Origin of the sequence: Kribbella sp. CA-247076, from assembly GCF_050942445.1 — a bacterium.
GTDB lineage: Bacteria > Actinomycetota > Actinomycetes > Propionibacteriales > Kribbellaceae > Kribbella.
The window spans coordinates 5738023-5759837 of sequence record NZ_CP192051.1 but is presented as its reverse complement, the minus strand read 5'-3'; the positions used below and the strand labels follow the sequence as shown (position 1 = coordinate 5759837).

Below are 21815 nucleotides of genomic sequence, written 5' to 3'. Positions count from 1 at the left end.
TGACCATGCCCACCGGGATCCCGACGACACACATTGCTGACACCCAGCTGGTGGACTGGCCGGACGAGGCCCTGCACAAGGTCAAGCGTTGGGCTCTGGTGATCGCGGTCGGCAGCTTCCTGTTCGGCTATGACACCGGCGTCATCTCGGGAGCGCTGCTGTTCATCACGCAGGACTTCGACCTGAGCGCATTCCAGCAGGGCACCGTCGTCAGTGTGCTGCTGATCGGCGCGATTGCGGGAGCGCTGACGGTCGGCCGCGTCGCGGATCGCTTCGGACGCAGGATCACGCTGGGAATGGTGGCGATCACGTTCGCGATCGGGATCACGCTGGCTGCTGCCGCGAACGGCTACGCGATGATGCTCCTCGGTCGCGTCGTCATGGGGCTCGGCGTCGGCGGGATGTCAGCGCTCGTCCCCCTCTATCTCTCGGAGATAACACCCGCGCAGATCCGCGGGCGGGTGCTCACCTACAACCAGCTCCTGATCACGATCGGGCTGCTGGTGTCGTACCTGGTGGACCTGGCGCTCGCGGATGCCGGCAACTGGCGTGCCATGTTCGCGGTCGGTCTGCTACCCGCTGTCGGGCTCGCGATCGCCACCTCGCGCCTTCCGGAATCGCCGTCGTGGTTGATGAACCACGGAAAGGTCGACAAGGCGAGGGCGGAGATCGTCTCGGTAGCGGGCGCCGACGCCGCGGACAAGACGATCGAGCGGCATCGACTGGAGGACGAGGAACGCAAGCGCGCCACCCCTGCGGGTGAGCGCACCGGGTGGCGGGTGCTGACGGAGCCTCGTCTTCGGGCGGCCGTCGTGGTCGGCCTGACGCTGGCAGTGCTCCAGCAGTTCGCCGGGATCAACACGATCATCTACTACGCGCCGACGATCATGCAGGACACCGGACTCTCCGCGTCCAACTCGATCCTCTATTCCGTGTTCATCGGGCTCGTCAACTTCGCGATGACGGTTGTCTCGCTGCGGTTGGTGGACCGGGTCGGGCGCCGACCATTGCTGCTCGGCTCCCTGCTCGGCATGTTCGTCTCCCTCGTGGCGCTGGGGTTCGCGTTCGTCGCCGAGATGAGCTCGGTGATCATCCTGATCTTCATCCTCCTGTACATCGTGGCGTTCGCCATCGGCATGGGGCCGGTCTTCTGGGTCCTCCTCGGCGAGATCTTCCCGTCCCAGGATCGCGCCGTTGGCGTCAGCGCCGGCTCGACGACGAACTGGACCGCCAACTTCGCAGTGTCCCTTGCGTTCCTGCCCGTCCTGAACGCGATCGGGACGGGTCAGACGTTCTGGGTCTTCGGGGTGGTCTGCGCGTTCGGCGTCTGGTTCGTCGGCCGCTACGTGCCGGAGACGCGCGGTCGTGGCTTCCTCACGATCGACTCCGAGCTCCAGGCCCGGTGGAACGGCACCTACCGACGTGATTCGAGGAAAGCATCATGACCACTGCCAGGGCGGAACAGACACTGCTGATCGTCGGTGCCCGCGGTGACCTCGCGGCGCGACTGCTGTTGCCCGGTCTGGGAGCGCTGCTGGCCAACGGATACGCCGAAGGCGTGTCCCTGGTGGGCAGCGACGTCGAGGACTGGGACGACGAGAGCTGGCGCGTCCGGGTGATGGAGGCGTTCGCCGACGCACACGCGGATGGCGAGCGGGCAGTAGCCGTGGCCCGCTCCAGTCGCTACGTGCGCGCGGACGTCACCGCCGACAGCGACTGGCGTCGACTGCTCGAGGCCTGCAAAGGTCAAGTCCTCATCTACTTCGCGTTGCCCCCCGCGATCACCGTGCGCGCCGTTGAGGCCCTGACCGGTGTCCCGCTCCCCTCTGACACGCGGCTTGTGTTCGAGAAGCCGTTCGGCACCGACGCTGTGAGTGCCCAGGCCCTCAACGAAGCGGTTGACCGGCTCGTACCCGAGGAGCAGGTGCACCGTGTCGATCACTTCCTGGGTACATCGACGGTGCTCGGCGTTGTCGGGCTGCGTTTCGCCAACCGCGTCTTCGAGCCGGTGTTGAACGCCGAGCACGTCGAGAGCGTCGACATCGTCTTCGACGAGACACTCGGCCTCGAGGGACGGGCCGCCTTCTACGACAGAGCGGGTGCCTTGGTCGACATGATCCAGAGCCACCTGCTGCAGGTGTTGTCGATCGTCGCGATGGAGCCTCCGAGCACGATCCAGGCGCGCGACGTACGCGCCGCTCGGGCGGCCGTACTGCGCGCGACATCGGTATGGGACGACGACCCGAGCGCCCACAGCTATAGGGCCCGCTACACCGCCGGAGAGCTCGACGGACGACGACTGCGGTCCTATGCGGACGAGCCCGGCATCCCGGCCGACAGCACGACGGAGACGCTCGCCGAGGTCACGTTGGCAGTGAACACGTGGCGTTGGGCGGGTGTGCCGTTCCGGTTGCGCTCGGGCAAGGCCCTGAGCAACCCACGCCAGGAGATTGTGATCACCTTCAAGCCGCCGTCGCGGCTCCCCGAAGGCTTCAGCGGCGCCGACCAGCCCGACCGGATGCACATCGGCATCGCCCTCGACGCCGGCAAGGTCGGCCTCGACCTCAACGTCAACGGCCCCGGAGACCCGCGCGTCATCGACCCGGTGACGCTTCAGGCCGCACTGGGACCTGGCGAGCTGCACGAGTACGGCGAAGTGCTGAAGAGCGTCTTCGAGTCGGACCCCATCCTGTCGGTGCGCGGCGACATGGTGGTCGAGTGCTGGCGGATCGTCGACCGCGTACTCGACAGCTGGCGACGAGACGACGTGCCGCTCCAGGAGTACCCGGCGGGTTCCACCGGCCCGGACGGCTGGCCGCTCTCCGGAGTGTCCCCGTCGTCGTCGGAGCCCACTGCCCCGAGGCTCATCGGATGACGGCGACCGCCGAACGAGCCCGCGGACCGGTGGTGCGTCCGTCCGGCGAGCAGTTCGAGATCAGCGCCGGCGGTCAACGCGCAGTGATCGTCGAGGTCGGCGGCGGGCTGCGCGAGTACCAAGTCGACGGCCGCCCGGTGCTCGAACCGTACGACGTCGATCGCATGCGGGACGGGGCTCATGGAGCGCCGCTCATCCCGTGGCCGAACAGGCTGGGCGACGGTCGGTACTCCTTCGACGGCGGCGAGTACCAGGTCGCCTGGACCGAACCGGAGAAGCGGAACGCGATCCACGGCTTTCTGCTGTGGCGACCGTGGCGGGCCGTCGAGCACGAGGCGGACCGCGTCGTCATGGGAACGATGCTGCATCCTCTGGACGGGTACCCGTTCGCACTCGACGTCCGCGTTGCCTACGAGCTCGGGCCGGGGGGACTCGCCGTGACCACCACCGCCGAGAACGTCGGCGAGCGCCCGTGTCCCTACGCGCACGGTCAGCACCCGTATCTTTCCCCGGGAACGGGTCTGATCGATGACTGCACCCTGCAACTCGCCGGGCGCACCAGGATCCGCACGGACGAACGCCAGCTCCCGACCGACCGTGAACCCGTGGCCGGGACCGCCTATGACTTCCTGGAGCCACGGCGGCTCGAGGCGACGCGCATCGACCACGCCTTCACAGACCTGGTCCGCGATCCCGACGGCCTGGCGTGGACACGGTTGTGGGGACCCGACGGCGGGTGCGCCGAGCTCTGGGTCGACGGGACCTACGCGTACGTCGAGACCTACACCGGCGACACACTCGCCCCGGCACGCGCGCGTCGGGGCCTGGGCACCGAGCCGATGACCTGTCCCCCGAACGGCTTCGCGAGCGGTGAGGATGTGATCCGCCTCGAGCCCGGGCAGTCGCAGGTGACCGTTTGGGGGGCTCGCCTCACCGACCACTGATCCTGCTGGGAGGGCACGGCATGACCAACACCACGGACGGCCACGCACCCACGGCTCGGCATCGCGTCGTGGTCATCGGGGCGGGGTTCGGAGGGCTGTTCGCCACCCGGGCCCTGCGCCGGGCACCCGTGGACGTCACCGTCGTGGATCGCGTGAACTATCACCTGTTCCAGCCGCTGCTCTACCAGGTGGCGACGGGTGTGCTGTCGGAGGGGGACATCGCGCCGCCGATCCGCGACGTACTGCGCAGGCAGTCCAATACACGCGTGCTGCTCGGCGAGGTCAAGGACATCGAGCTCGAGGCACGGGAAGTCGTGCTCGCGCCACCCCAGCAGGGCGAGCAGGTCCGGGTGCCGTACGACACGCTGATCGTGGCAGCGGGAGCCGCGCAGTCCTACTTCGGCCACGACGAGTTCTCCGTCCACGCGCCCGGGATGAAGTCGATCGACGACGCGCTGGAGCTGCGTGGTCGGATCTTCGGCGCGTTCGAGATGGCCGAGCTCGAGTCCGAGCCCGCGCGGCGCGATCCCTGGCTCACCTTCGTGGTGGTCGGCGCCGGCCCGACCGGTGTCGAGCTCGCCGGGCAGATCGCAGAGCTCTCACGTCGTTCGCTCGAGCGCAACTACCGCAGCTTCGATCCCCGCACAGCTCGGGTCATCGTCATCGAGGCCGCCGACGCGGTGCTCCCGCCGTTCCCCGAGCAGCTTCAGCGCCGCGCTCATCGCGATCTTCTTGATCTGGGAGTCGAGGTGAGGCTCGGGACCAGGGTGACCGACATCGACAGCGGCGGACTGGTCGTCGCGCTCGAGAACGGCTCGACCGAGCGGATCCCGGCCCGCACCAAGATCTGGGCAGCAGGCGTGCAGGCATCGCCCTTGGGTGCCGTCCTGGCGGGCCGGAGCGATGCCGTCGCCGACCGCGCCGGACGGGTGTCGGTGCGGCCCGACTGCACGCTCCCCGGGCATCCCGAGGTCTTCGTGATCGGCGACCTGATGAGTCTCGACCACCTGGGCGGCGTGGCCGAGGTGGCGATGCAGTCGGGGATCCACGCAGCGCGCACCGTCGAGCGGCGACTGGCGGGCGACACCAGCGCGCATCCGTTCCGCTACCGCGACCTCGGCACGATGGCGACGATCGCGCGGTTCCGCGCCGTCGTCTTCATCGGCCGGGTGCGCGTCAGCGGAATCGTCGGTTGGCTGATGTGGCTGTTCGTGCACCTGGTTTTCCTGACCGGCTTCAAGAACCGCGCTGCGGCGCTCCTCAACTGGGGAGTCGCGTTCCTGGGGCGGGGCCGGCGGCAACGCGCGATCACCGAGCAGCAGGTCTTCGCCCGGATGCGCGCGCTCGAACGACCGAGTGACGAGGAATGACGCAGCGTGAGGGCGCTCGAGGATGAGAGTGCATGAGGGACGCGCTGGCGGCAGTCGTGGGTTCCTGCAGCCGAGCCGCCGCGAGCGGATGGTTGCTGATCCAGCAGGCGGTGGCAGCGACGGTGGCATGGGTTCTGGCGTCCTACGTCATCGACCACCGCGAGCCGTTCTTCGCGCCGATGGCCGCGCTGGTCGCGCTCAATGCTCCCTTGGGTGAGCGCGGCGGCAACGCGGTGCGCCTCGCACAGGGCGTCCTCATCGGAATCGTCGCCGGCGAAATCGGTCTTGGGATCCTTGGTACGTCCTCCGCGTCCCTCTTCCTCGCGACCCTGGTCGCCATCGCGGCATCCCGAGCGCTCGGCGGCACGCCTCTCGTGCTGGCTCAAGCCGGTTCCGCGGCGATCCTGACCATCGCCACGGGCGACAGCGACGTCGGACCCGGCCGGCTGATCGACGCCCTGATCGGAGGTGGCATCGCCCTCCTCTTCAGCCAGGTCCTGTTCACCCCAGAGCCCACTCGGCTGCTGCGGCGCTCCGAGTCTCGTGTTCTCCTCGTGATCGCCGACGGGTTCGACCTGGCCGCAACCGCGATCGAGCGGGACGACCGAGAGCTGGCTGCCCAGGCCATCGACAGTCTCCGCGAGGTTTCCCCTCGGCTGGTCGAGCTGGGACGGACCAGGCGGGCGGGCCCACTGATGGCGCGCCGGTCAGCCGTCTGGCGCACCCAGATGGCGCCAGTCGTGGAGGAGAGCGAGAAGGCCGGCCAGCTCGATCTGCTCGGTGGGAGTGCGTTGATGGTCGTCAGGTACGCGACGGCCGCTACCGGAGGGGAGCGCCTCATCCTGGCGCCGGCGATTCGCGAGCTCGCCGACGACGTCCGCGACCTTGCAGAGGATCCGGGTGACCGCGCGGTGCGTCAACGCGTGGTCGACAGGCTGCTCGAGCGCGCACGTCGGCTGAGGTCGGAGCGTGATGTCAGGGAGGCGGCGCCTGACTCCACGCTCACCGCCACGGTCTTTGCGATGAACGCAACAGCTGCCGACGTGATGGTCTTCGCGGGCGTCGATCCGGACGACGCAGCAGCGGCGATCCTACGCATCGGTGAGTCACTCCCGAGCGTCTCCACGCCCGCGGCCGCGGTGGGTGCACCGTTCGACCGGGCACGCCGGCTCTGGGAGGGCATCACCAGCGCCGGCGCGAAGGCCGTCGGAGCACCCAGCCGATGGATCCGGAGAAGGCGCTGGAGGGCTCACTGATTGCGTGACTGCCCGTCCAGCCCGGGCCAGCTCGTCGAGAGCCGTTATCAGCGCGATCTGGTCTCAACCACCCAAACGCTTCCTATGTCCTGAACCACACCACTGGCCTTCGCTTTGCTGCGGGGAGTCGTAGGTGGGTACAAGACAGGTATCCGCCCGACGACAAGGAGCACTCGATGTTCGCGATCATCGCCGCCGTCATCTTCGGCCTCGCGCTCATTCTGGACTGGGCCAACGTTCGCGCGAGCGACGCGTTCACTCCACAGACCCTTCTCACCGCCGGCCTGCTCTGCATCGCACTGCACCTGGCCGGTCTCGGTACGTCGACCCGCCGCTGGGGACGCCGCCGCTGACCAAGCACACCTGAAGGAGCGCCCGGGCCAATGCCGGCCGGGCGCTCCTCTCAGGTGTCGACGAGCAGCGTGGCGCGCAGGCCGAGGTGGTCGGAGACGTGCACTGGACCGCTGGAGGTGGCGAGCGGTTCGGGGAGGATGAGATCGGTCGACTCGACCCGGACGGTGCCCGTCACCAGCACGAAGTCGATGCAGTGGGCGGTGCGTCCCGGCGGTAGGTAGGCGGCATGGAAGGTCGGGGGACAGGCGCCGGCGAAGGCGTCCGTCAGGTGGGTTGTGGTGATGAAGTCGTGAAAGAGCTTGCTGTCACGTGCCACGTTGAAGTCTCCGCCAACGGCAGCAGGACCAGGTAGTGCGTCGATCACGTCGGTGAGCGTGGCGAGTTGTTCGCGATGCAGCTTGTAGAAGCGGTTGGACTCCGACCAGTCGCCGTCGGGGTTGGCGGTCGGGTGCGTGTTGACGACGTACCCGAAGGAGAAGCGGGTGACCAAGGTGCCCTTCAGCGCACGGAAGCGGTGGTACGTCGAGGCCTCGATCGGGCGACGGGAGAAGGTCACCAGGCCGCCGGCCGGACCGACGAGCGAGCGGCGGTAGCTGACGAAGGGATACGAGCGCAGGCGCCTGACCAACAGCCGCAGGTGGTAGTAGGTGAGCACCTCTTGCAGGTTGACGACCTCGACATCCGATTCCTCGAAGAAGCCTGCAATCTTGCGGAACCGCGCCGGCAGCTGTGAGCCGACGACGGGGATGCCGCGGGTGTTCAGGGTGGCGAGGGTGAGGTGGGGCATCGGTCTCCAGTCGTAGTCCGGGTCAGGGTACGGGTCGGGTTGGGCCCGGATGTTGGGGTGTGGCGGAGTGCGTAGTTTCGGGGCGTGATGACTTTTGTGGTGGTTGTTCGGGGTGGTGGGTTGGGGTTGCAGGAGTCGGTCGGGCGGGTGTTGTGTCCGGTGGAGGAGCATGACGGGCCTTGTGAGGTGCCGTGGGGGTTCTCGGTGAGTGAGGAGGGAGACCTCGCGCTGGGGATCTACGCGTCGGCGGAGAAGGCGCGGGAGGTGGTCGAGCGGGTGCGGGGCGTCGTTGGTGGGCGGGAGGTCGTGCTGACCGCGGCGGCGGTTGGGCAGTTCGAAGAGTTGGCGGAGCAGTACCGGATCGAGCGTCGCGGCTGATACTGGGGTCGTGGGTGGTGTTGCGGAGGCGAGGCGGGCGTACGGCGCGCAGGCGTGGGCGCGGGCGTACGAGCTGTACGCGGCCGCGGAGAAGCTGGCCGCGGAGAGCCTGGACGCGGAGAGCCTGGACGGGGAGCGCCTGGACGCGGACGCGTTGGACGAGTACGCCGTCGCCGCCATGCTCGTCGGGCGGATGGACGACTACTACGCGATCCGGGAGCGTGCGTACGAGCAGCTGCTCGCGGAGCGTGACCTGCTGGGTGCGGCGAGCGCCGCGCTGTGGTCGGGGATACAGCGGATGGTGTCGGGTGACGTGGTCGTCGGCAGCGGGTGGTTGGGCCGCGCTGCCCGGTTGATCGAAGAGGACGGCACCGACTCCGTGCCCGCGGCCGTCCTGAAAATGAGTGCGGCCTTCCAAGCGGAGGAGGTCGAGCAGGCGGTAGCCATCAGCGGTGAGGCGGTCGACGCGGGCCGCAGGCTCGGCAGCCGGGACCTGGTCGCGCTGGCTCTGCACCAGCAGGGACTGTTCCTGCTCCAGGCCGGACGGACCACGGACGGCCTGGCGAAGCTGGACGAGGCGATGGTCGAGCTCGCCTCCGGAGCACTGTCCCCGATGGTGACCGGCATCGTGTACTGCGGAGCGATCGCCGGCTGCTGGACGGTGTACGAGCTACGTCGCGCGGAGGAGTGGACTGCCGCGATGACGCGCTGGTGCGACGCGCAGCCGGAGCTGGGCAACTTCACCGGTGAGTGCAAGGTACGACGGGCCGAGCTCAAGCAACTGCGTGGTGCCTGGACCGACGCGCGGAAGGAGTTGGCCGAGGTCAGCCCGGCCGACGTCGACCTGTGGGCGGCCGGGTGCGCGGCGTACGTACGCGGAGACATCGATCGGCTGCAGGGACGGTACGACGACGCGGACGCCAACTTCGCGGAGGCGAGCCGGCTGAGCTACGACCCACAGCCGGGACTCGCGCTGCTGCGGCTGCAGCAGGGCAGCGTGCAGGCGGCGGCCGCGATGATCCGCCGTTGTGTCTCGGAGTCGCAGGACGATGCGAAGCGGGTGGAAACCACGTTCGCTGCGATCGAGATCTTGATGTCGGCCGGCGACCTCGAGGGAGCCACCGCGGCAGCAGACCGCCTCGAACAGCTTGCCGAGAGATGCCGCAGCTCGATTGTGTACGCACTCCGGGACCAAGCCGAAGCTATGGTCGCGCCGAGTCCGGAGGCAGCGCTGACGCCGGCCCGGGCTGCACTCCGGCGGTGGGTCGAGCTGCGAGCGCCGTACCAGGAGGCTCGGACGCGGTTGCTGATCGCGGAGGCCTGTCGGGCGCTCGGCGACACCGAGTCGGCGGAGAGCGAGACGGCTACGGCCAACGCAGTACTGGAGAGGCTGGGAGCGGTCACAGAGTCCAAGGGGCCGGACGGACAGCTGACGCCTCGTGAGATCGAGGTATTGCGGCTCGTCGCCACCGGAGCCACCAACCGGGCGATCGCCGCGCAACTCGTGCTGAGTGAGCGCACTGTCGACCGGCACGTGAGCAACATCTTCACCAAGCTCGGCGTCTCGTCGCGGTCGGCGGCGACGGCGTACGGCTTCGAGCACAAGCTGGTCTGAGTACCCATCCGGCCTGTTGGGTGAAATCACCGACGCGGGCGGACGGCCTGAATTCCTACCTTCGACGAAGAAGCACCGACGAAGGAGGGGACCATGAGGTACGAGACAGTAGTGATCGGGGCCGGACAGGCCGGTCTGTCGGCCGGATACCACCTCGCGAAACGCGGGAAGCCGTTCATCATCCTGGATGGTGCGCAGGAGGTCGGAGGGTCCTGGCTCAACCGCTGGGACTCGCTCAGGCTGTTCACCCCGGCCGGCCGGGACAACCTGCCAGGCACCAAGTTCGGCGGTGGGTACACGTTCCCGTCCAAGAACGAGATGGTTGCCTACCTCCAGCGGTACGCCGAGCAGCACCAGCTACCGGTCCGACTCGACACCCGCGTGGACGGGCTGTTCCGGGAGGGCGACGGCTTCCGCGTCACTGCGGGCACGGAGTCGTTCGAGGCGGACAACGTGATCCTGGCGACCGGCGTCCATCGGGTGCCGAAGATCCCGGACTTCGCCGGGGAACTGTCGTCGGACATCGTCCAGTTGCACACCGCCGGCTACCGGAATCCAGACCAACTGCAGCCGGGGACCGTACTGATCGTCGGCGCCGGCAACTCCGGTGCGGAGATCGGGGTGGAGGTCGGCATGACGCACAAGGTGCTGCTGGCCGGGCGGAACGTCGGCTACCTGCCGATCGAGATGCGCAGCTGGCAGGGGAAGGTGATGTTCCCGCTGATCTGGTGGGTGTGGGAGCACGTCCTCACCGAGACCAAGAAGCCGGGCCGGAAGGTGCAGGCCGAGGCGCTCAAGGAGCACGGCCAGTTCCTGATCCGGCAGAAGGAGAAGGACCTGCTTGCCGTCGGCATCGAGCGGGTCCCGCGGATCACCGGTGTCGTCGACGGCCGGCCGCAGACCGAGGACGGCGTACTGCTCGACGTCGCCAACGTCATCTGGTGCACGGGTTTCCTGCCCGACTTCGGTTGGATCGACCTGCCTGGGCTGGATGCGTCCAGCCGGATCGCCAGTCAGCGTGGGGCTGTCGTCGGGCAGCCGGGGCTGTACGTGCTCGGGCAGGAGTTCCAGTACATGTTCAACTCGCACACCACCGGCGGCGTCGGCAAGGATGCGGCCTACATCGTCAAGCAGATCGCCTTGACCTCAAGTGGCCTTGAACGAGCACGATCGGCGTCATGAAGATCGAAGGACAGATCCCGAGTCAGGCCGACGTCGACGCGATCCTGGCGCTGGTCGACGCCGTGCAAGAGGCGCAGAGCACGGAAGATGTGGACGGGTTCATCGCGCTGTTCCGCAAGGACGCGTTGTGGGTGACCGGGCACGGCAAGCGGCTGTACGGGCGGGACACCATCGCCGAGTTCACCGCCCAGGTCCTGCCCGGGGCGACGAAGGACTCGTACGCCACCTACGTGCCGGACCACCTGCTGTTCGTCCGGCCGGACATCGCGGTCGTGAACGTCAATCAGACCTACGTACGGCGCGACGAGTCAGCTCCCGAGCTCCCGGTCGAGCACGGCAGCCCGGTGTACTTCCTGGCGAAAGACGACGGCACCTGGAAGATCGCCGCCGCGCAGAACACCGTGGTGGTTACTTGACGGCGAGTTCTGTCAGTTCGGACCAGTCGGTCTCGGGGAGTTTGAAGTTGACGATGCGTGGGGTCTCGACGAGGAACTGCGGTAGATGCTGCTGAGCGGTCTTGAAGTGGTCGGAGGTGACGTGGGCGCTGGCCGCGTCGTCGTCGGCGAAGGCCTCGACCAGGACGTACTCGTCGGTGTCGTCGATCGAGCGGGACCAGTCGAACCACAGGCAGCCCGGTTCGGCGCGGGTCGCCTGGGTGAACTCGGCGCTGATCGACGGCCAGTCCGAGGCGTGCTCGGCCTTGACCCGGAACTTCGCGGTGATGAAGATCATGCGCTGATGCTAATCCTCAGCGCAGGGTGAAGCCGGTGCCGAGCGGGTCGCGGGGGTCGAGGGTGAAGGTGGCGGTGCCGGTGCGGTACGCCGTGCCCTCGACCTCCGTGATCACGCCGCCGTCCGCTTCGGAGACGACCCGTCCGAGGAACGTCGAGCCGACGATCGAGTCGTGCCGCAGCACCCGACCGTCCGTCAGCCGGCCCTCGTCGTACAGCAGGGCCAAGCGGGCGGACGTACCCGAACCGCACGGGGACCGGTCGACTTCGCCGTCGGCGAAGACGGTGACGTTGCGCTGGTGCGGCCCGCCGTCCCAGGAGCCGAGATCGTCGTAGAAGATCGTCCCGTACATGCCGTTGAGCCGCGGATCCACCGGGTGTACGGCGGACGAGTCGAGCGCCCACTTGATCTCCCGCCCGACCGCGATCAGGTCGGTGTAGCAGGCGGGCGTGACCGCGAGCCCGACCGAAGCCGCCGGCACGGAAGCGTAGAACGCACCGCCGAAACTCACGTCCGCAAGGGCGGAGCCACGTGACGTCGACACCGGCACCCCACGACGATCGACGTACGCCGGAACGTTGCGAAAGGCAACGCTGGACACCGAACCGCCAACACAGGTGACCCGGGCAACGACCCGGCCGGACGGTACGTCGATGACGACCTCGGTCACGCCGTCGGCCGGAGCGGACACCAGACCGCTCTCCACAGCCCAGGCGCCGAGCGCGATCGTCCCGTGTCCGCAGGCCGTCGAGTACCCGTCCTTGTGCCAGAACAGTACGCCGAAGTCCGCGTCGGAATCGTTGCCCGGCACCACGAAGCCGCCATACATGTCGGCGTGTCCGCGCGGCTCGTTCACCAGCAACTGCCGGACGGCGTCGACCTCCGCGGAGGACTGGGCGAACACCCGCCGGTCCGGCACCGACGCGCCGGGGACCTCCACCGACGTCACGATCCGGAACGGTTCGCCGGCCGTGTGGTAGTCGACAACGCGGACCTCGTCCATACCTCAAAAGCCTAGTTGCTGGCGCAGCGACTCCAGGGTGTGCGCGGACTCGAGGGTCCGCTCGGTGTCCGCGGCCGCCACCGCCTGCGCCAGGGCGTCCGTGGTGACGATCGTGGTGAGCACTTCCGCGGTGATCCCGGTGACCGTGTTGGGGACGTGGATCGCGACCGTCACGTCGTCGGCCAGCCGTTCGCCGACCAGCCGCTCGCTCAGCAGGATGATCCCGGCGCCGACCGCGCGGGCCCGGTCGATCACGATCTCCGCGTCGACGATCACCCGCCCCGGCGCGATCACGATCACCACGTCGTCGGACTCGATCGCCAGCAGGTCGTCGGCCAGCCGGAAGCCGGCCGTCTGGATGCAGCGGCTGCGCAGGCCGAACCGGCGCAGCTTGAGCGTCAGGTGCTCGGCCGCGACGAAGTTGGCCCCGAACCCGTACGTGGTGATCTCGCGCGCGTCCAGCATCAGCCGGACGGCCTCCTGGTAGGCGTCCATCGAGATGTGCTGGTTGAGGAACTCGATCCGCTCGATCGCCTCCGCGATCACCCGGTCCCAGACGTGCTTCGGGTCGCCGCCGGTGAGCTCCATCCGGTTCCGCAGCCGTTCCTCCCGCCGGTTCGACTGGAACGGCGCCGCGACCCGGTCCTTCAGTTCGGCCAGACCGGCGTACCCGAGCGACTGCAGGGTGCGGACCACGGTGGCGTTGCTGGTCTTGCTCGCCTGGCCGAGCTCGGCGGCGGACAGGTAGAGCAGCCGCTCGGGCGAGATCTCCGACAGCGACCGGCAGACCGCCCGGGAGGCGGGCGTGAACTCGTCCCAGTGGTCCCGGATGCGGCGGCGGAGTTCGGCGATCGCCGGATTTCTCGTAACCCCTGTTACCTCATCGACCATCTGTGTATCATCCGTTTCCATCGCGGTTGTAACAGTTCATCCAAGCTCACCACTTCTGTAACACATCGTCAAAAGGAAGCTGATGCGGATCCTCGAAGTGTCCAGCCCCTCGGCCCATGATCGCGGACGACAGTACGGTCGCGCCGCAGCCGACCTGATCGGCACGTCGATCGAGTACTACGGCCGGGCGTTCGAGCTGCAGACCGGGCTGACCTGGCAGCAGATCGTCGATCAGTCCGCGCCCTGGGAGCAGCTGATCCGCCGCGACTTCCCCGAGCTGTACGACGAGATGCGCGGCATCGCCGACGGTGCCGGTGTCGCGGTCCGCGAGATCGTCGTGCTGAACTGCCGCGGCGAGATCGTGTACGACGCCCCGCTGCCGGACGAGACCCGGTCCGCGCAGGACGCCCCCGACGGCTGTACGTCGTACTCGCTGACGGCCGGTGACGGCCACGTCTACACCGGCCAGAACTGGGACTGGCGGCACGCGGTCCGCGACACCGTGGTCATCCTGCGGATCGTCCAGCCGCCGAAGCCGACCGTGATCATGCAGGTCGAGGCCGGCCAGATCGGCCGGCACGGCGCCAACGACCGCGGTTTCGCGCTCAACGCCAACGGACTCGGCGGCCGGTTCGACGACACCGTCGGCGTGCCGCAGACCGTCGTCCGCCGGCTCGTCCTCGACTCGGCCTCGATCTCCGACGCACTCAAGGTCCTGGTCAGGACTCGCGCGCACATCGCGAGCAACGCGCTGCTGACCGATCGATCCGGTTACAGCATCGACCTGGAGACCACCCCCGGCGCCCACGGCTGGGAGTACCCCACCGACGGGCTGCTGGTCCACGGCAACCACTACCAGGCGTTCGTCCCGCCGCAACTGGCGGCGGACCACCGCCCGATGTCGCCGGACTCGCTGCTCCGGGTCCCGCGCGCCCAACAGGGTCTGCGCGAGGCCCAGACCTCGACCGACGTCCGCAAGGCGATCCGCACCGCGATGTCGGACCACCTGGGACACCCCGACTCGCTCTGCGCCCACGCGGACGATCGGCTGCACCCGCTGCGCCAGTGGTCGACGCTGCTGTCCAGCTGCGTCGACCTGACCACCGGTGAGTACTCCGTGGCTCCCGGAACCCCTTGCGAGCACGAGTACGAGCTCGTCCCGTTCAATCTTTACGACTAGGAGTCCCCTATGTCCGCCAAGCTAGTGAGTACGGCGCTCTGCGCCTCCGCCGTACTCGTCGTCGCCGGGTGCGGCGGTGGTCAGAACGCCGCCCAGTCACCCGTCAAGGACCAGGTCAAGCTCGTCGACAGCACGCCGGCCGCGGCCGGGCAGCTCGACCAGGCCACCTGGTTCATGCCGAAGGAACCGCGCTCGCTCGACCTGGACGCGGACGCGGCCAACTCGCAGAGCGATCTGATCATGGCGAACGTCTGCGACCGCCTTCTGCAGCTCCAGCCGGATCTGACCCTCAAGCCGGGCCTGGCGGAGAAGTACGAGTGGAAGGACAAGAACACCCTGGTCTTCACCATCCGCCAGGGCGTGACGTTCCACGACGGCAGCACGATGACCGCCGACGACGTGCTGTGGAGCCTGCAGCGGCACTCGGCCGAGGGTGCCTCCGAGTCCGACGAGTACGTCAACGTCACCGGAGTGTCGAAGACCGGGCCGAACGAGGTCACGGTGAAGTTCAAGCAGCCGGACGCCGTCTTCGTGGAGGCGATCGCCGGAGACGCCGGGGTGGTCTGGAGCCGCAAGGGCGTCGAGTCGCAGGGCAAGAGGTTCGGTACGCCGGACGGCAAGGACGCCTGCACAGGTCCGTTCGAGCTGTCCGAGTGGTCGCCCGGCAAGCAGATCGTGCTGACCAAGGCGGCGACGTACTGGAACCCGGAGAAGGCGTCGAAGACCGACAAGATCACCTTCAAGTGGGGCAGTGACGACGTCATCGTCAACTCGCTCGTCACCGGTGCCGCGACCGGCTCCTACCTGGAGAACCTGTCCTCGGCGACCCAGTTGGCGGGCGGCAGCGTCACCACCGTCAGCCAGGGCCCCGACACTCGGGTCTGGAACCTGATGGTCACCGAGAAGGGTGCACTCAAGGACGTCCGGCTGCGCAAGGCGCTCGCGCTGGCGATCGACCGCGAAGGCGTGTCGAAGGCCGCGCTCTCCGGTCTCGGCCAGCCCTGGAAGGAGCCGGTCGGCTCCGGTGCCTGGGGCTACGAGAAGGAGAAGTTCCAGGCGGCGTACGACGAGATCGGTGGTCTGCCCGCGTCGCCGCAGCAGACGGACCTCGACGCCGCCAAGAAACTCGTCCAGGAGGTTGGCCAGACGCAGCCGATAGTGGTCGCCAGCGACGGCAGCCCGGTCCGCAACGTGATCGCGAACGCGGTCGTCGACGCCGCCCAGAAGATCGGGCTGCAGGCGTCGATCACGCAGATCCCGACCCAGGGCTACGACATGACCGACGAGTCGGTCCGGTTGACCGCCGACCTGTTCAGCGACGACTACTTCATCTCCAAGAACGACCCGGTCGGCTTCTACAAGAACGGCGCGAGCAAGTCGTCGGTGCAGTGGCTGCTGCGTGACCCGGCGTACGACGAGCTGGTGAACGAGGGCCGGGCCGCGCTGGAGGACGCCGAGCGGGCGACGGTCGCGATCGAGCTGGCCAAGCGCTGGAACGACGCCATGCCGTGGATCCCGCTGGTCCAGAGCCCGAGCACGGTCGCGCTGTCCACCAAGGTGACCGGCGTACCGGCGAGTGGCTGCTACCGCTACTACCCGTGGGCCGCCGACCTCGGGACCAAGGGGGCCTGACGACAATGGTCGCACTGCGGCGCCTCGGCGCGATGGTGCTCACCCTGGTGATCAGCTCGTTCGTGATCTTCGCCGGCATGTACGCGGCGCCCGGGGATCCGGTGTCGTTCCTGATCGGGAACCCGGAGAATATGACGCCGGAGCGGATCGCCGCGGTGCGCGCCGAGTACCACCTGGACGACCCGTTCGTCACCCAGTACCTGACCTGGGCGAAGGACCTGCTGCACGGTGACTTCGGCACGTCGATGGTCTACCAGCAATCCGTCACCACGCTGCTGGGCAGCCGGCTGCCGGTGACACTCTCGCTGGTCGTGTACGCGTCGGTGCTGTTCGTCGTGGTCGGCGTACTCCTCGGGATCTGGTCGGCGCTGCGCCGGGGGAGCACCGCGGACGCGCTGATCACCGGCGTGACCACGTTCGCGACGTCGATCCCGAACTTCGTCGTCGCGGTCGTGCTGATCTCGGTGTTCGCGGTGAAGCTGCGGTGGTTCGCGGTGTCGGGTCCGGGCGAGGGGTTCTTCGGCCGGATCCACCACCTGACTCTGCCCGCGATCGCGCTCTCCCTGGGCGCGGTCGCGGTGGTCAGCCGGGTGACCCGGCAGACGATGGTCGAGCAGCAGAGCCTCGACCACGTCGAGGCCGCGCGCAGCTACGGGCTGGCTTCGCGCAAGACGGTGCTCCGGCACGTACTGCGGAACTCGCTCGGGCCGATCGTGACGATGTGCGGCCTGATCGTCGCCGGCATGCTCGCCGGCACGGTCGTGGTCGAAGGGGTCTTCGGGCTCAACGGGATCGGCAGTCTGCTGGTCGAGGCGATCAACACCCACGACTTCCCGGTGGTCCAGGCGATCCTGCTCTACATGGTGATCGCGTACATGGCGGTCACGGTGATTGTCGATCTCGTCTACCCGTTGCTGGACGCGCGGGTCCTGGCCAGGAGCGCCTCATGACAGTCGCCGTACTGACCGATGCGACCGGGGTACGCCGCAAGCACGAGTGGCCGTTCTACCTCAGCGCCGGCGTGCTCGTGGTCGCCGTACTCGCGGCCGTGTTCGCGCCGTGGGTGGCGCCGTACGACCCGGCGAAGACCGACTTCGGGGCGATCTGGCAGCCGGCCGGTGCCGAGCACTGGCTCGGCACCGACCAGCTCGGCCGGGACCTGTTGTCCCGGATCATCCACGGCGCCCGGCCGAGTCTGCTCGGGGCGATCGCCCTGCTGGCCGTGGCGACGTTCCTCGGCGTGCTGATCGGCATCACCGCGGCGTGGAAGCGCGGCTGGGTCGACACCGCGCTGAGCCGAGTCACCGACGTGATGTTCGCGTTCCCGGGGCTGTTGTTCGTGGTGCTGTGCATCGCCGTGTTCGACCGCGGCGAGCTCACGTCGGTGCTCGGTATGGCGCTCGCGTACGCCCCCGCGATCGCGAAGTTCACCCGGTCGATCGCGCTGGAGGAGATGGCTCGCCCGTACGTCGACGCGTACCGGCTGCAGGGGGTCGGCGGGTTCGTGCTGTGCGTCCGCTACCTGCTGCCGAACCTGTTGCCGACCCTGGTCGGGTATCTCGTCGTGCTGTTCGGCGAGGGGCTGATGAGTCTCGCGTCGCTGAACTTCCTCGGGTTCGGCTCCCAGCCGCCGAGCTCGGAGTGGGGCCTGATGGTGCAGGAGGGCAGGACCGGAGTGATCCAGGGCGTGCTGGGACCGGCCCTCGTCCCGGGCCTCACCATCGCGCTCGTGGTGGTCGCCACCAACGTGGTCGGCGTCCGGCTCTCCGACAAGTTGGCGGTGCGACGATGAGCCTGCTCGAGATCAACGAGCTGACCGTGGCCGTCCGGACGACGGAGATCCTGCGCGGCATCTCGGTCACGGTCGAGACCGGCGAGACGGTCGGTCTGGTCGGTGAGTCCGGGTCCGGGAAGTCGACCACCGCCCGGGCGGCGCTGAAGCTGTTCCCGGACCGGGCCGTGACGTCCGGATCGGTCGTTGTCGGCGGCACCGATCTGCTCGGCTGCACACCGGCCGAGGTCCAGCAGGTCCGCGCCCACCGCGCCGCGATGATCTTCCAGGCCCCGCGGACGGCGCTCAACCCGGTCCGGCGGATCGGGGACTCGGCGACCGAACGGCTCGTCCAGGTGCACGGCCTCCGGAAGAACGTTGCCCGCGGCAAACTCGTGGAGCTGTTCGGCGAGGTCGGCCTACGGGATCCGGAACGGCTGCTGCGGTTGTATCCGCACCAGCTGTCCGGCGGCATGCTGCAGCGCGTCGTGATCGCGGCCGCGCTGAGCATCGACCCGCGGCTGCTGCTGGCCGACGAGGCAACGAGCGCACTCGACGTGACCACGCAGGCCGAGGTGCTCGCGCTGCTGAAGCGGCTGCGGGCCGAGCGGGAGCTCGGGGTGCTGTTCATCACCCACGACCTGCACCTGGCGGCGGCGTACTGCGACCGCGTCTACGTGATGAAGGACGGGCTGATCGTCGACCACCAGCCCGGGACCACGCTCTTCGAGAACCCGCAGAACGAGTACACCCGCGCGTTGGCGGACGCCGTACCGATGCTGCCCGACCGTGAGGAGGTGCCGTCATGAGCCTGCTCCAGGTCGACGGTCTCGGCAAGACGTACGGCGGCCGGCGTGGAGCCGCGCCGACGGTCGCCGCCCGGGACATCAGTTTCACCGTCGAGGCCGGCGGATCGCTCGGAGTCGTCGGCGAGTCCGGCTCGGGCAAGACGACCGTGGCCCGGATGCTCGTCGGGCTGACCGCGCCCGACACCGGCAGCGTGACGATCGACGGGGTCGAGCTCCACCGGTCCGGCCGGGGCCGGGCGGCGCGGTTGCGACGGGCGCGCGCGATCCAGATGGTGTTCCAGGATCCGTACACCTCGCTCGACCGGCGGCTGACCGTCGAGTCCTGCCTCCGCGACGTCCTCCGCCGGCACCGGCCGGATGCGGGCGCGGACGAGATCGCCGGGTTGCTCGACCAGGTGGGGCTCGCGCAACGACTGCTGACCTCGCGACCCCACGAGCTCAGCGGCGGTCAGCGGCAACGGGTCGCGATCGCCCGGGCGCTCGCCGTACGTCCCAAGGTCCTGGTCCTGGACGAGGCCGTCTCCGCCCTGGACGTCTCCGTCCAGGCGAAGATCCTCGCCCTGCTCAACGAGATCCGCGAGTCCCTCGGGATCGCTCTGGTCTTCGTCAGCCACGACCTCGCCGTGGTCGGCGAGGTCACCGACCGGATCGTGGTGATGTACCGCGGAGCCGACGTCGAGCAGGACGCCACCGCCGCGCTGCTGCGCCGGCCCCGGCACCCCTACACCCAGATGCTGCTCTCGTCCGCACCCGGACCCGGCTGGCAGCCGGAGCGGGTCGGCGAACTGAGAGCGGCTTTTCGCACTCACCGAAGGACGCCCATGACGCACACCTCGACCTTCTACCAGCGCGGGGCGACCCCGATCTTCGCGGCCCAGGCCGATCCGCGGCTGCACTACTGCCTCTACGTCCCGCACCAGCTGGCCGACGACGATCGCGCGCCGCTGCTGGTGGTCCAGCACGGCACCGCCCGGTCGGCGACGAACTACCGCAACCAGTTGAAGGAGTTCGCCGAGGAGCAGGGGGTCGTCGTCCTGACGCCGATCTTCCCGGCCGGCCTGGTCGACCCGTCCGACCTGCACAACTTCAAGTTCATCGAGTACCACGGGATCCGGTTCGACCGGATGCTGCTGTCGATCGTGGACGAGGTCGCGGACCGCTTCCCGGTCGCGGCCGAGAAGTTCTACCTGCACGGCTTCTCCGGCGGCGGTCAGTTCACCCACCGGTTCCTCTACCTGCACCCGGACCGGCTGGCGGCCGCGTCGATCGGTGCGCCCGGCCGGATCACCCAGCTGGACGACAGCCTGGAGTGGTGGCTCGGCACGAAGGGGTTCGAGGAGAAGTTCGGCCAGCCGATCGACCTCGACGCGCTCCGCCGGGTGCCGATCCAGCTCGTGGTCGGTGCCGAGGACGTGGAGACCTGGGAGATCATGAACCGCGGCGAGTCCAACTGGATGGACGGCCTGGAGCTCACCGGCACCACCCGGATCGAGCGCCTGCGCACCCTAGAGCGGAACTACCGTTCGCACGGTCTGGACGTCACCTTCGACGTCGTCCCCGGCGCGGCCCACTCCGGCCGGCTGATCCTGCCGACGGTGGAGAAGTTCATCGCCGACCAGTTGAAGAACCGGCCGCGGCGGTGTAAGGACCGCTACAGACGTCAGCCGCTGCCGCCCGGGTGGGCAGCAGCGGCTGACGTTCGTTCGCGAAGCGACCTGAAGGAGTGTCAGGCAGCTTGCGGGACTCGGGTGCGGTTCTTCTGCGCCCAGACGGCCCGGCGCAGTTTCGCCTTGTCCGGGTAGCCGGCGGCGCGGCCGATCATGTAGACGTCGTGGCTGCGCATCTTGACCATGCCGGCGACGTACCAGACCGGGCTGCCCTCGGCCAGCATGGTGACGATCATCGTGGTGGTCGCGGCGTCGACGGTGGCGGTGGCGGTGGCGGTGGCGGTGGTGTTCATTCTGACCCTCTCCTTTGGTCGCTCTCACTGATACGTCGGAGCAACCCCGCCGAAATTGACACCACCGCCGGAATTTCCTCGAGAAATTTTCCGCGGCCGTCCGGTCCAGTCCGGAATCCCCTGCTGCACAAGAGAAAACGAAGCGCCCCGATCGCAGAGATCGGGGCGCTTGTCCGTGTGGGTCCCGGGGGGAGTGGGACCTCCACACGTTGGGGGGGACCTAGACGGTAACCCGGACGAGGGGTCACCTCCGCACCGGATCAACCCTCAGAAGGCGAACGGTGCGAAAACTGCGCTCAGCGGCTGGTGCGACGCCGGTACAGCGAGGTCGCCAACGTGAACGAGAACAGGAGCAGACCGGTACACCAGGCGAGCGCGATCCAGCCGTTGTTCTCCATTGGCGCTCCGATCAGGAAGCCGCGCACGGTCTCGATCACCGGCGTGATCGGCTGGTGCTCGCTGATCGGCCGCAACCACGAGGGCATCGTCTCGGTCGGAACGAAGGCGCTGCTCAGGTAGGGCAGGAACAACATGAAGAAACTCAGCGTGCTCGCCGACTCCACCGACTTCGCGACCACGCCGAGCCCGGCCGCGAGCCAGGAGAGCGCGAGGACGTAGAGCAGCATCAACCCGACCGCGGCCAGCCAGTCGCCCGGGCCGGCGCTCGGCCGGAACCCCATCGCCAGCGCGGCCGCAATGACGATCGCCGTCGACACCGCGTTCCGCGCGATGCTCGCGGTGACGTGTCCGGTCAGGACGGCGAAGCTGCGGATCGGCAGTGACCGCAGCCGGTCGATCATCCCGCTGGTCATGTCGTCCGCGACCGCCATGGCCGTGTTCGAGGCGCCGTACCCGGTGGTGAGCAGCAGGATCCCGGGGACCACGTAGTTGATGTACTCCGTGCCGGTGCTGATCGCGCCGCCGAAGACGTACACGAACAGCGCCATCATCAGCATCGGCAGCAGGATCGACACGAACAGCGTGTCCACGTTGCGGCGCATCAGCCGGACGCAGCGGTCGATCATCGTGACCGTGTCGGAGATCGCGGCGGCGGCTCCTTGGTGTGACATGTGATC

Annotated in this window: 22 protein-coding genes; 16 read left to right on the top strand and 6 right to left on the bottom strand. The window is 68.5% G+C overall.

Annotated elements, in window-relative coordinates:
• Positions 1-5 precede the first annotated feature (5 nt).
• The 6 genes from ACQPYZ_RS27130 to ACQPYZ_RS27105 all read left to right on the top strand — a co-directional run bounded on the left by ACQPYZ_RS27130 (position 6) and on the right by ACQPYZ_RS27105 (position 6798).
• Positions 6-1445, top strand: coding sequence for a sugar porter family MFS transporter (locus ACQPYZ_RS27130; protein ID WP_433161040.1), 1440 nt, complete (start codon positions 6-8; stop codon positions 1443-1445).
• Positions 1442-2875 carry a glucose-6-phosphate dehydrogenase gene (locus ACQPYZ_RS27125; protein ID WP_433161038.1) on the top strand — a complete coding sequence of 478 codons (1434 nt, stop codon included), beginning with the start codon at positions 1442-1444 and terminating at the stop codon, positions 2873-2875. Before ACQPYZ_RS27130 ends, ACQPYZ_RS27125 begins: the two co-directional genes overlap by 4 nt.
• Positions 2872-3819 carry an aldose 1-epimerase family protein gene (locus tag ACQPYZ_RS27120; protein WP_433161036.1) on the top strand — a complete coding sequence of 316 codons (948 nt, stop codon included), beginning with the start codon at positions 2872-2874 and terminating at the stop codon, positions 3817-3819. The genes ACQPYZ_RS27125 and ACQPYZ_RS27120 overlap by 4 nt, the downstream gene beginning before the upstream one ends.
• A 20-nt stretch (positions 3820-3839) precedes the next feature.
• The gene (locus tag ACQPYZ_RS27115) at positions 3840-5189 is read left to right on the top strand and encodes an NAD(P)/FAD-dependent oxidoreductase (protein WP_433161034.1); all 1350 of its coding nucleotides are present in this window, start codon (positions 3840-3842) and stop codon (positions 5187-5189) included.
• 32 nt (positions 5190-5221) lie between these two features.
• On the top strand, positions 5222-6445 hold the full coding sequence (locus tag ACQPYZ_RS27110) for an FUSC family protein (RefSeq protein ID WP_433161033.1): 1224 nt from the start codon (positions 5222-5224) through the stop codon (positions 6443-6445).
• A gap of 176 nt (positions 6446-6621) precedes the next feature.
• The gene (locus tag ACQPYZ_RS27105; RefSeq protein WP_433161031.1) at positions 6622-6798 is read left to right on the top strand and encodes a hypothetical protein; all 177 of its coding nucleotides are present in this window, start codon (positions 6622-6624) and stop codon (positions 6796-6798) included.
• A gap of 50 nt (positions 6799-6848) precedes the next feature.
• Here the strand turns inward: ACQPYZ_RS27105 and ACQPYZ_RS27100 are convergent, their stop codons facing one another.
• Entirely contained in the window at positions 6849-7586 is a 738-nt protein-coding gene (locus tag ACQPYZ_RS27100; protein ID WP_433161030.1) for an endonuclease/exonuclease/phosphatase family protein, read from the bottom strand.
• Between the two features lie 204 nt (positions 7587-7790).
• On the opposite strand from ACQPYZ_RS27100, the gene ACQPYZ_RS27095 reads away from it, so the two are divergent.
• The 4 genes from ACQPYZ_RS27095 (at position 7791) to ACQPYZ_RS27080 (ending at position 11177) form a co-directional block, all read left to right on the top strand.
• Complete coding sequence (locus ACQPYZ_RS27095) at positions 7791-7964, top strand: hypothetical protein (RefSeq protein WP_433161028.1); 174 nt, start codon at positions 7791-7793, stop codon at positions 7962-7964.
• Positions 7965-7974: 10 nt separating this feature from the next.
• Entirely contained in the window at positions 7975-9579 is a 1605-nt protein-coding gene (locus ACQPYZ_RS27090; protein ID WP_433161026.1) for a LuxR C-terminal-related transcriptional regulator, read from the top strand.
• A 93-nt stretch (positions 9580-9672) separates the two neighbouring features.
• A complete protein-coding gene (locus ACQPYZ_RS27085) occupies positions 9673-10761 on the top strand; it encodes a flavin-containing monooxygenase (protein ID WP_433161024.1) in 1089 nt (362 codons plus the stop codon).
• Positions 10758-11177, top strand: a complete 420-nt coding sequence (locus ACQPYZ_RS27080; protein WP_433161022.1) for an SgcJ/EcaC family oxidoreductase — start codon at positions 10758-10760, stop codon at positions 11175-11177. The genes ACQPYZ_RS27085 and ACQPYZ_RS27080 overlap by 4 nt, the downstream gene beginning before the upstream one ends.
• On the opposite strand, the gene ACQPYZ_RS27075 is transcribed toward ACQPYZ_RS27080, so the two are convergent.
• The 3 genes from ACQPYZ_RS27075 to ACQPYZ_RS27065 are packed head-to-tail and all read right to left on the bottom strand — an operon-like array spanning position 11170 to position 13387.
• A complete protein-coding gene (locus ACQPYZ_RS27075) occupies positions 11170-11493 on the bottom strand; it encodes a putative quinol monooxygenase (RefSeq protein WP_433161021.1) in 324 nt (107 codons plus the stop codon). The genes ACQPYZ_RS27080 and ACQPYZ_RS27075 overlap by 8 nt on opposite strands.
• Positions 11494-11509: 16 nt before the next feature.
• Complete coding sequence (locus tag ACQPYZ_RS27070; protein WP_433161019.1) at positions 11510-12496, bottom strand: proline racemase family protein; 987 nt, start codon at positions 12494-12496, stop codon at positions 11510-11512.
• A 3-nt stretch (positions 12497-12499) separates the two neighbouring features.
• Entirely contained in the window at positions 12500-13387 is an 888-nt protein-coding gene (locus ACQPYZ_RS27065) for a MurR/RpiR family transcriptional regulator (protein ID WP_433161017.1), read from the bottom strand.
• Positions 13388-13469: 82 nt separating this feature from the next.
• On the opposite strand from ACQPYZ_RS27065, the gene ACQPYZ_RS27060 reads away from it, so the two are divergent.
• The 6 genes from ACQPYZ_RS27060 to ACQPYZ_RS27035 are packed head-to-tail and all read left to right on the top strand — an operon-like array spanning position 13470 to position 20581.
• A complete protein-coding gene (locus ACQPYZ_RS27060; RefSeq protein ID WP_433161015.1) occupies positions 13470-14567 on the top strand; it encodes a C45 family autoproteolytic acyltransferase/hydolase in 1098 nt (365 codons plus the stop codon).
• Positions 14568-14576: 9 nt separating this feature from the next.
• Positions 14577-16199: an ABC transporter substrate-binding protein gene (locus tag ACQPYZ_RS27055; protein ID WP_433161013.1), complete on the top strand. Its 1623-nt coding sequence runs from the start codon at positions 14577-14579 to the stop codon at positions 16197-16199.
• A gap of 5 nt (positions 16200-16204) precedes the next feature.
• Positions 16205-17149, top strand: a complete 945-nt coding sequence (locus ACQPYZ_RS27050) for an ABC transporter permease (RefSeq protein WP_433161011.1) — start codon at positions 16205-16207, stop codon at positions 17147-17149.
• Positions 17146-17991 carry an ABC transporter permease gene (locus ACQPYZ_RS27045; protein ID WP_433161009.1) on the top strand — a complete coding sequence of 282 codons (846 nt, stop codon included), beginning with the start codon at positions 17146-17148 and terminating at the stop codon, positions 17989-17991. The genes ACQPYZ_RS27050 and ACQPYZ_RS27045 overlap by 4 nt, the downstream gene beginning before the upstream one ends.
• On the top strand, positions 17988-18779 hold the full coding sequence (locus ACQPYZ_RS27040) for an ABC transporter ATP-binding protein (RefSeq protein WP_433161007.1): 792 nt from the start codon (positions 17988-17990) through the stop codon (positions 18777-18779). The genes ACQPYZ_RS27045 and ACQPYZ_RS27040 overlap by 4 nt, the downstream gene beginning before the upstream one ends.
• Positions 18776-20581 (top strand): ATP-binding cassette domain-containing protein, encoded by a 1806-nt coding sequence (locus ACQPYZ_RS27035; protein ID WP_433161006.1) that lies wholly within the window; start codon positions 18776-18778, stop codon positions 20579-20581. The genes ACQPYZ_RS27040 and ACQPYZ_RS27035 overlap by 4 nt, the downstream gene beginning before the upstream one ends.
• On the opposite strand, the gene ACQPYZ_RS27030 is transcribed toward ACQPYZ_RS27035, so the two are convergent.
• Complete coding sequence (locus tag ACQPYZ_RS27030; RefSeq protein WP_433161004.1) at positions 20506-20739, bottom strand: hypothetical protein; 234 nt, start codon at positions 20737-20739, stop codon at positions 20506-20508. The genes ACQPYZ_RS27035 and ACQPYZ_RS27030 overlap by 76 nt on opposite strands.
• Before the next feature lie 296 nt (positions 20740-21035).
• Positions 21036-21809, bottom strand: a complete 774-nt coding sequence (locus ACQPYZ_RS27025; protein ID WP_433161003.1) for an ABC transporter permease — start codon at positions 21807-21809, stop codon at positions 21036-21038.
• Between the last annotated feature and the right edge of the window lie 6 nt (positions 21810-21815).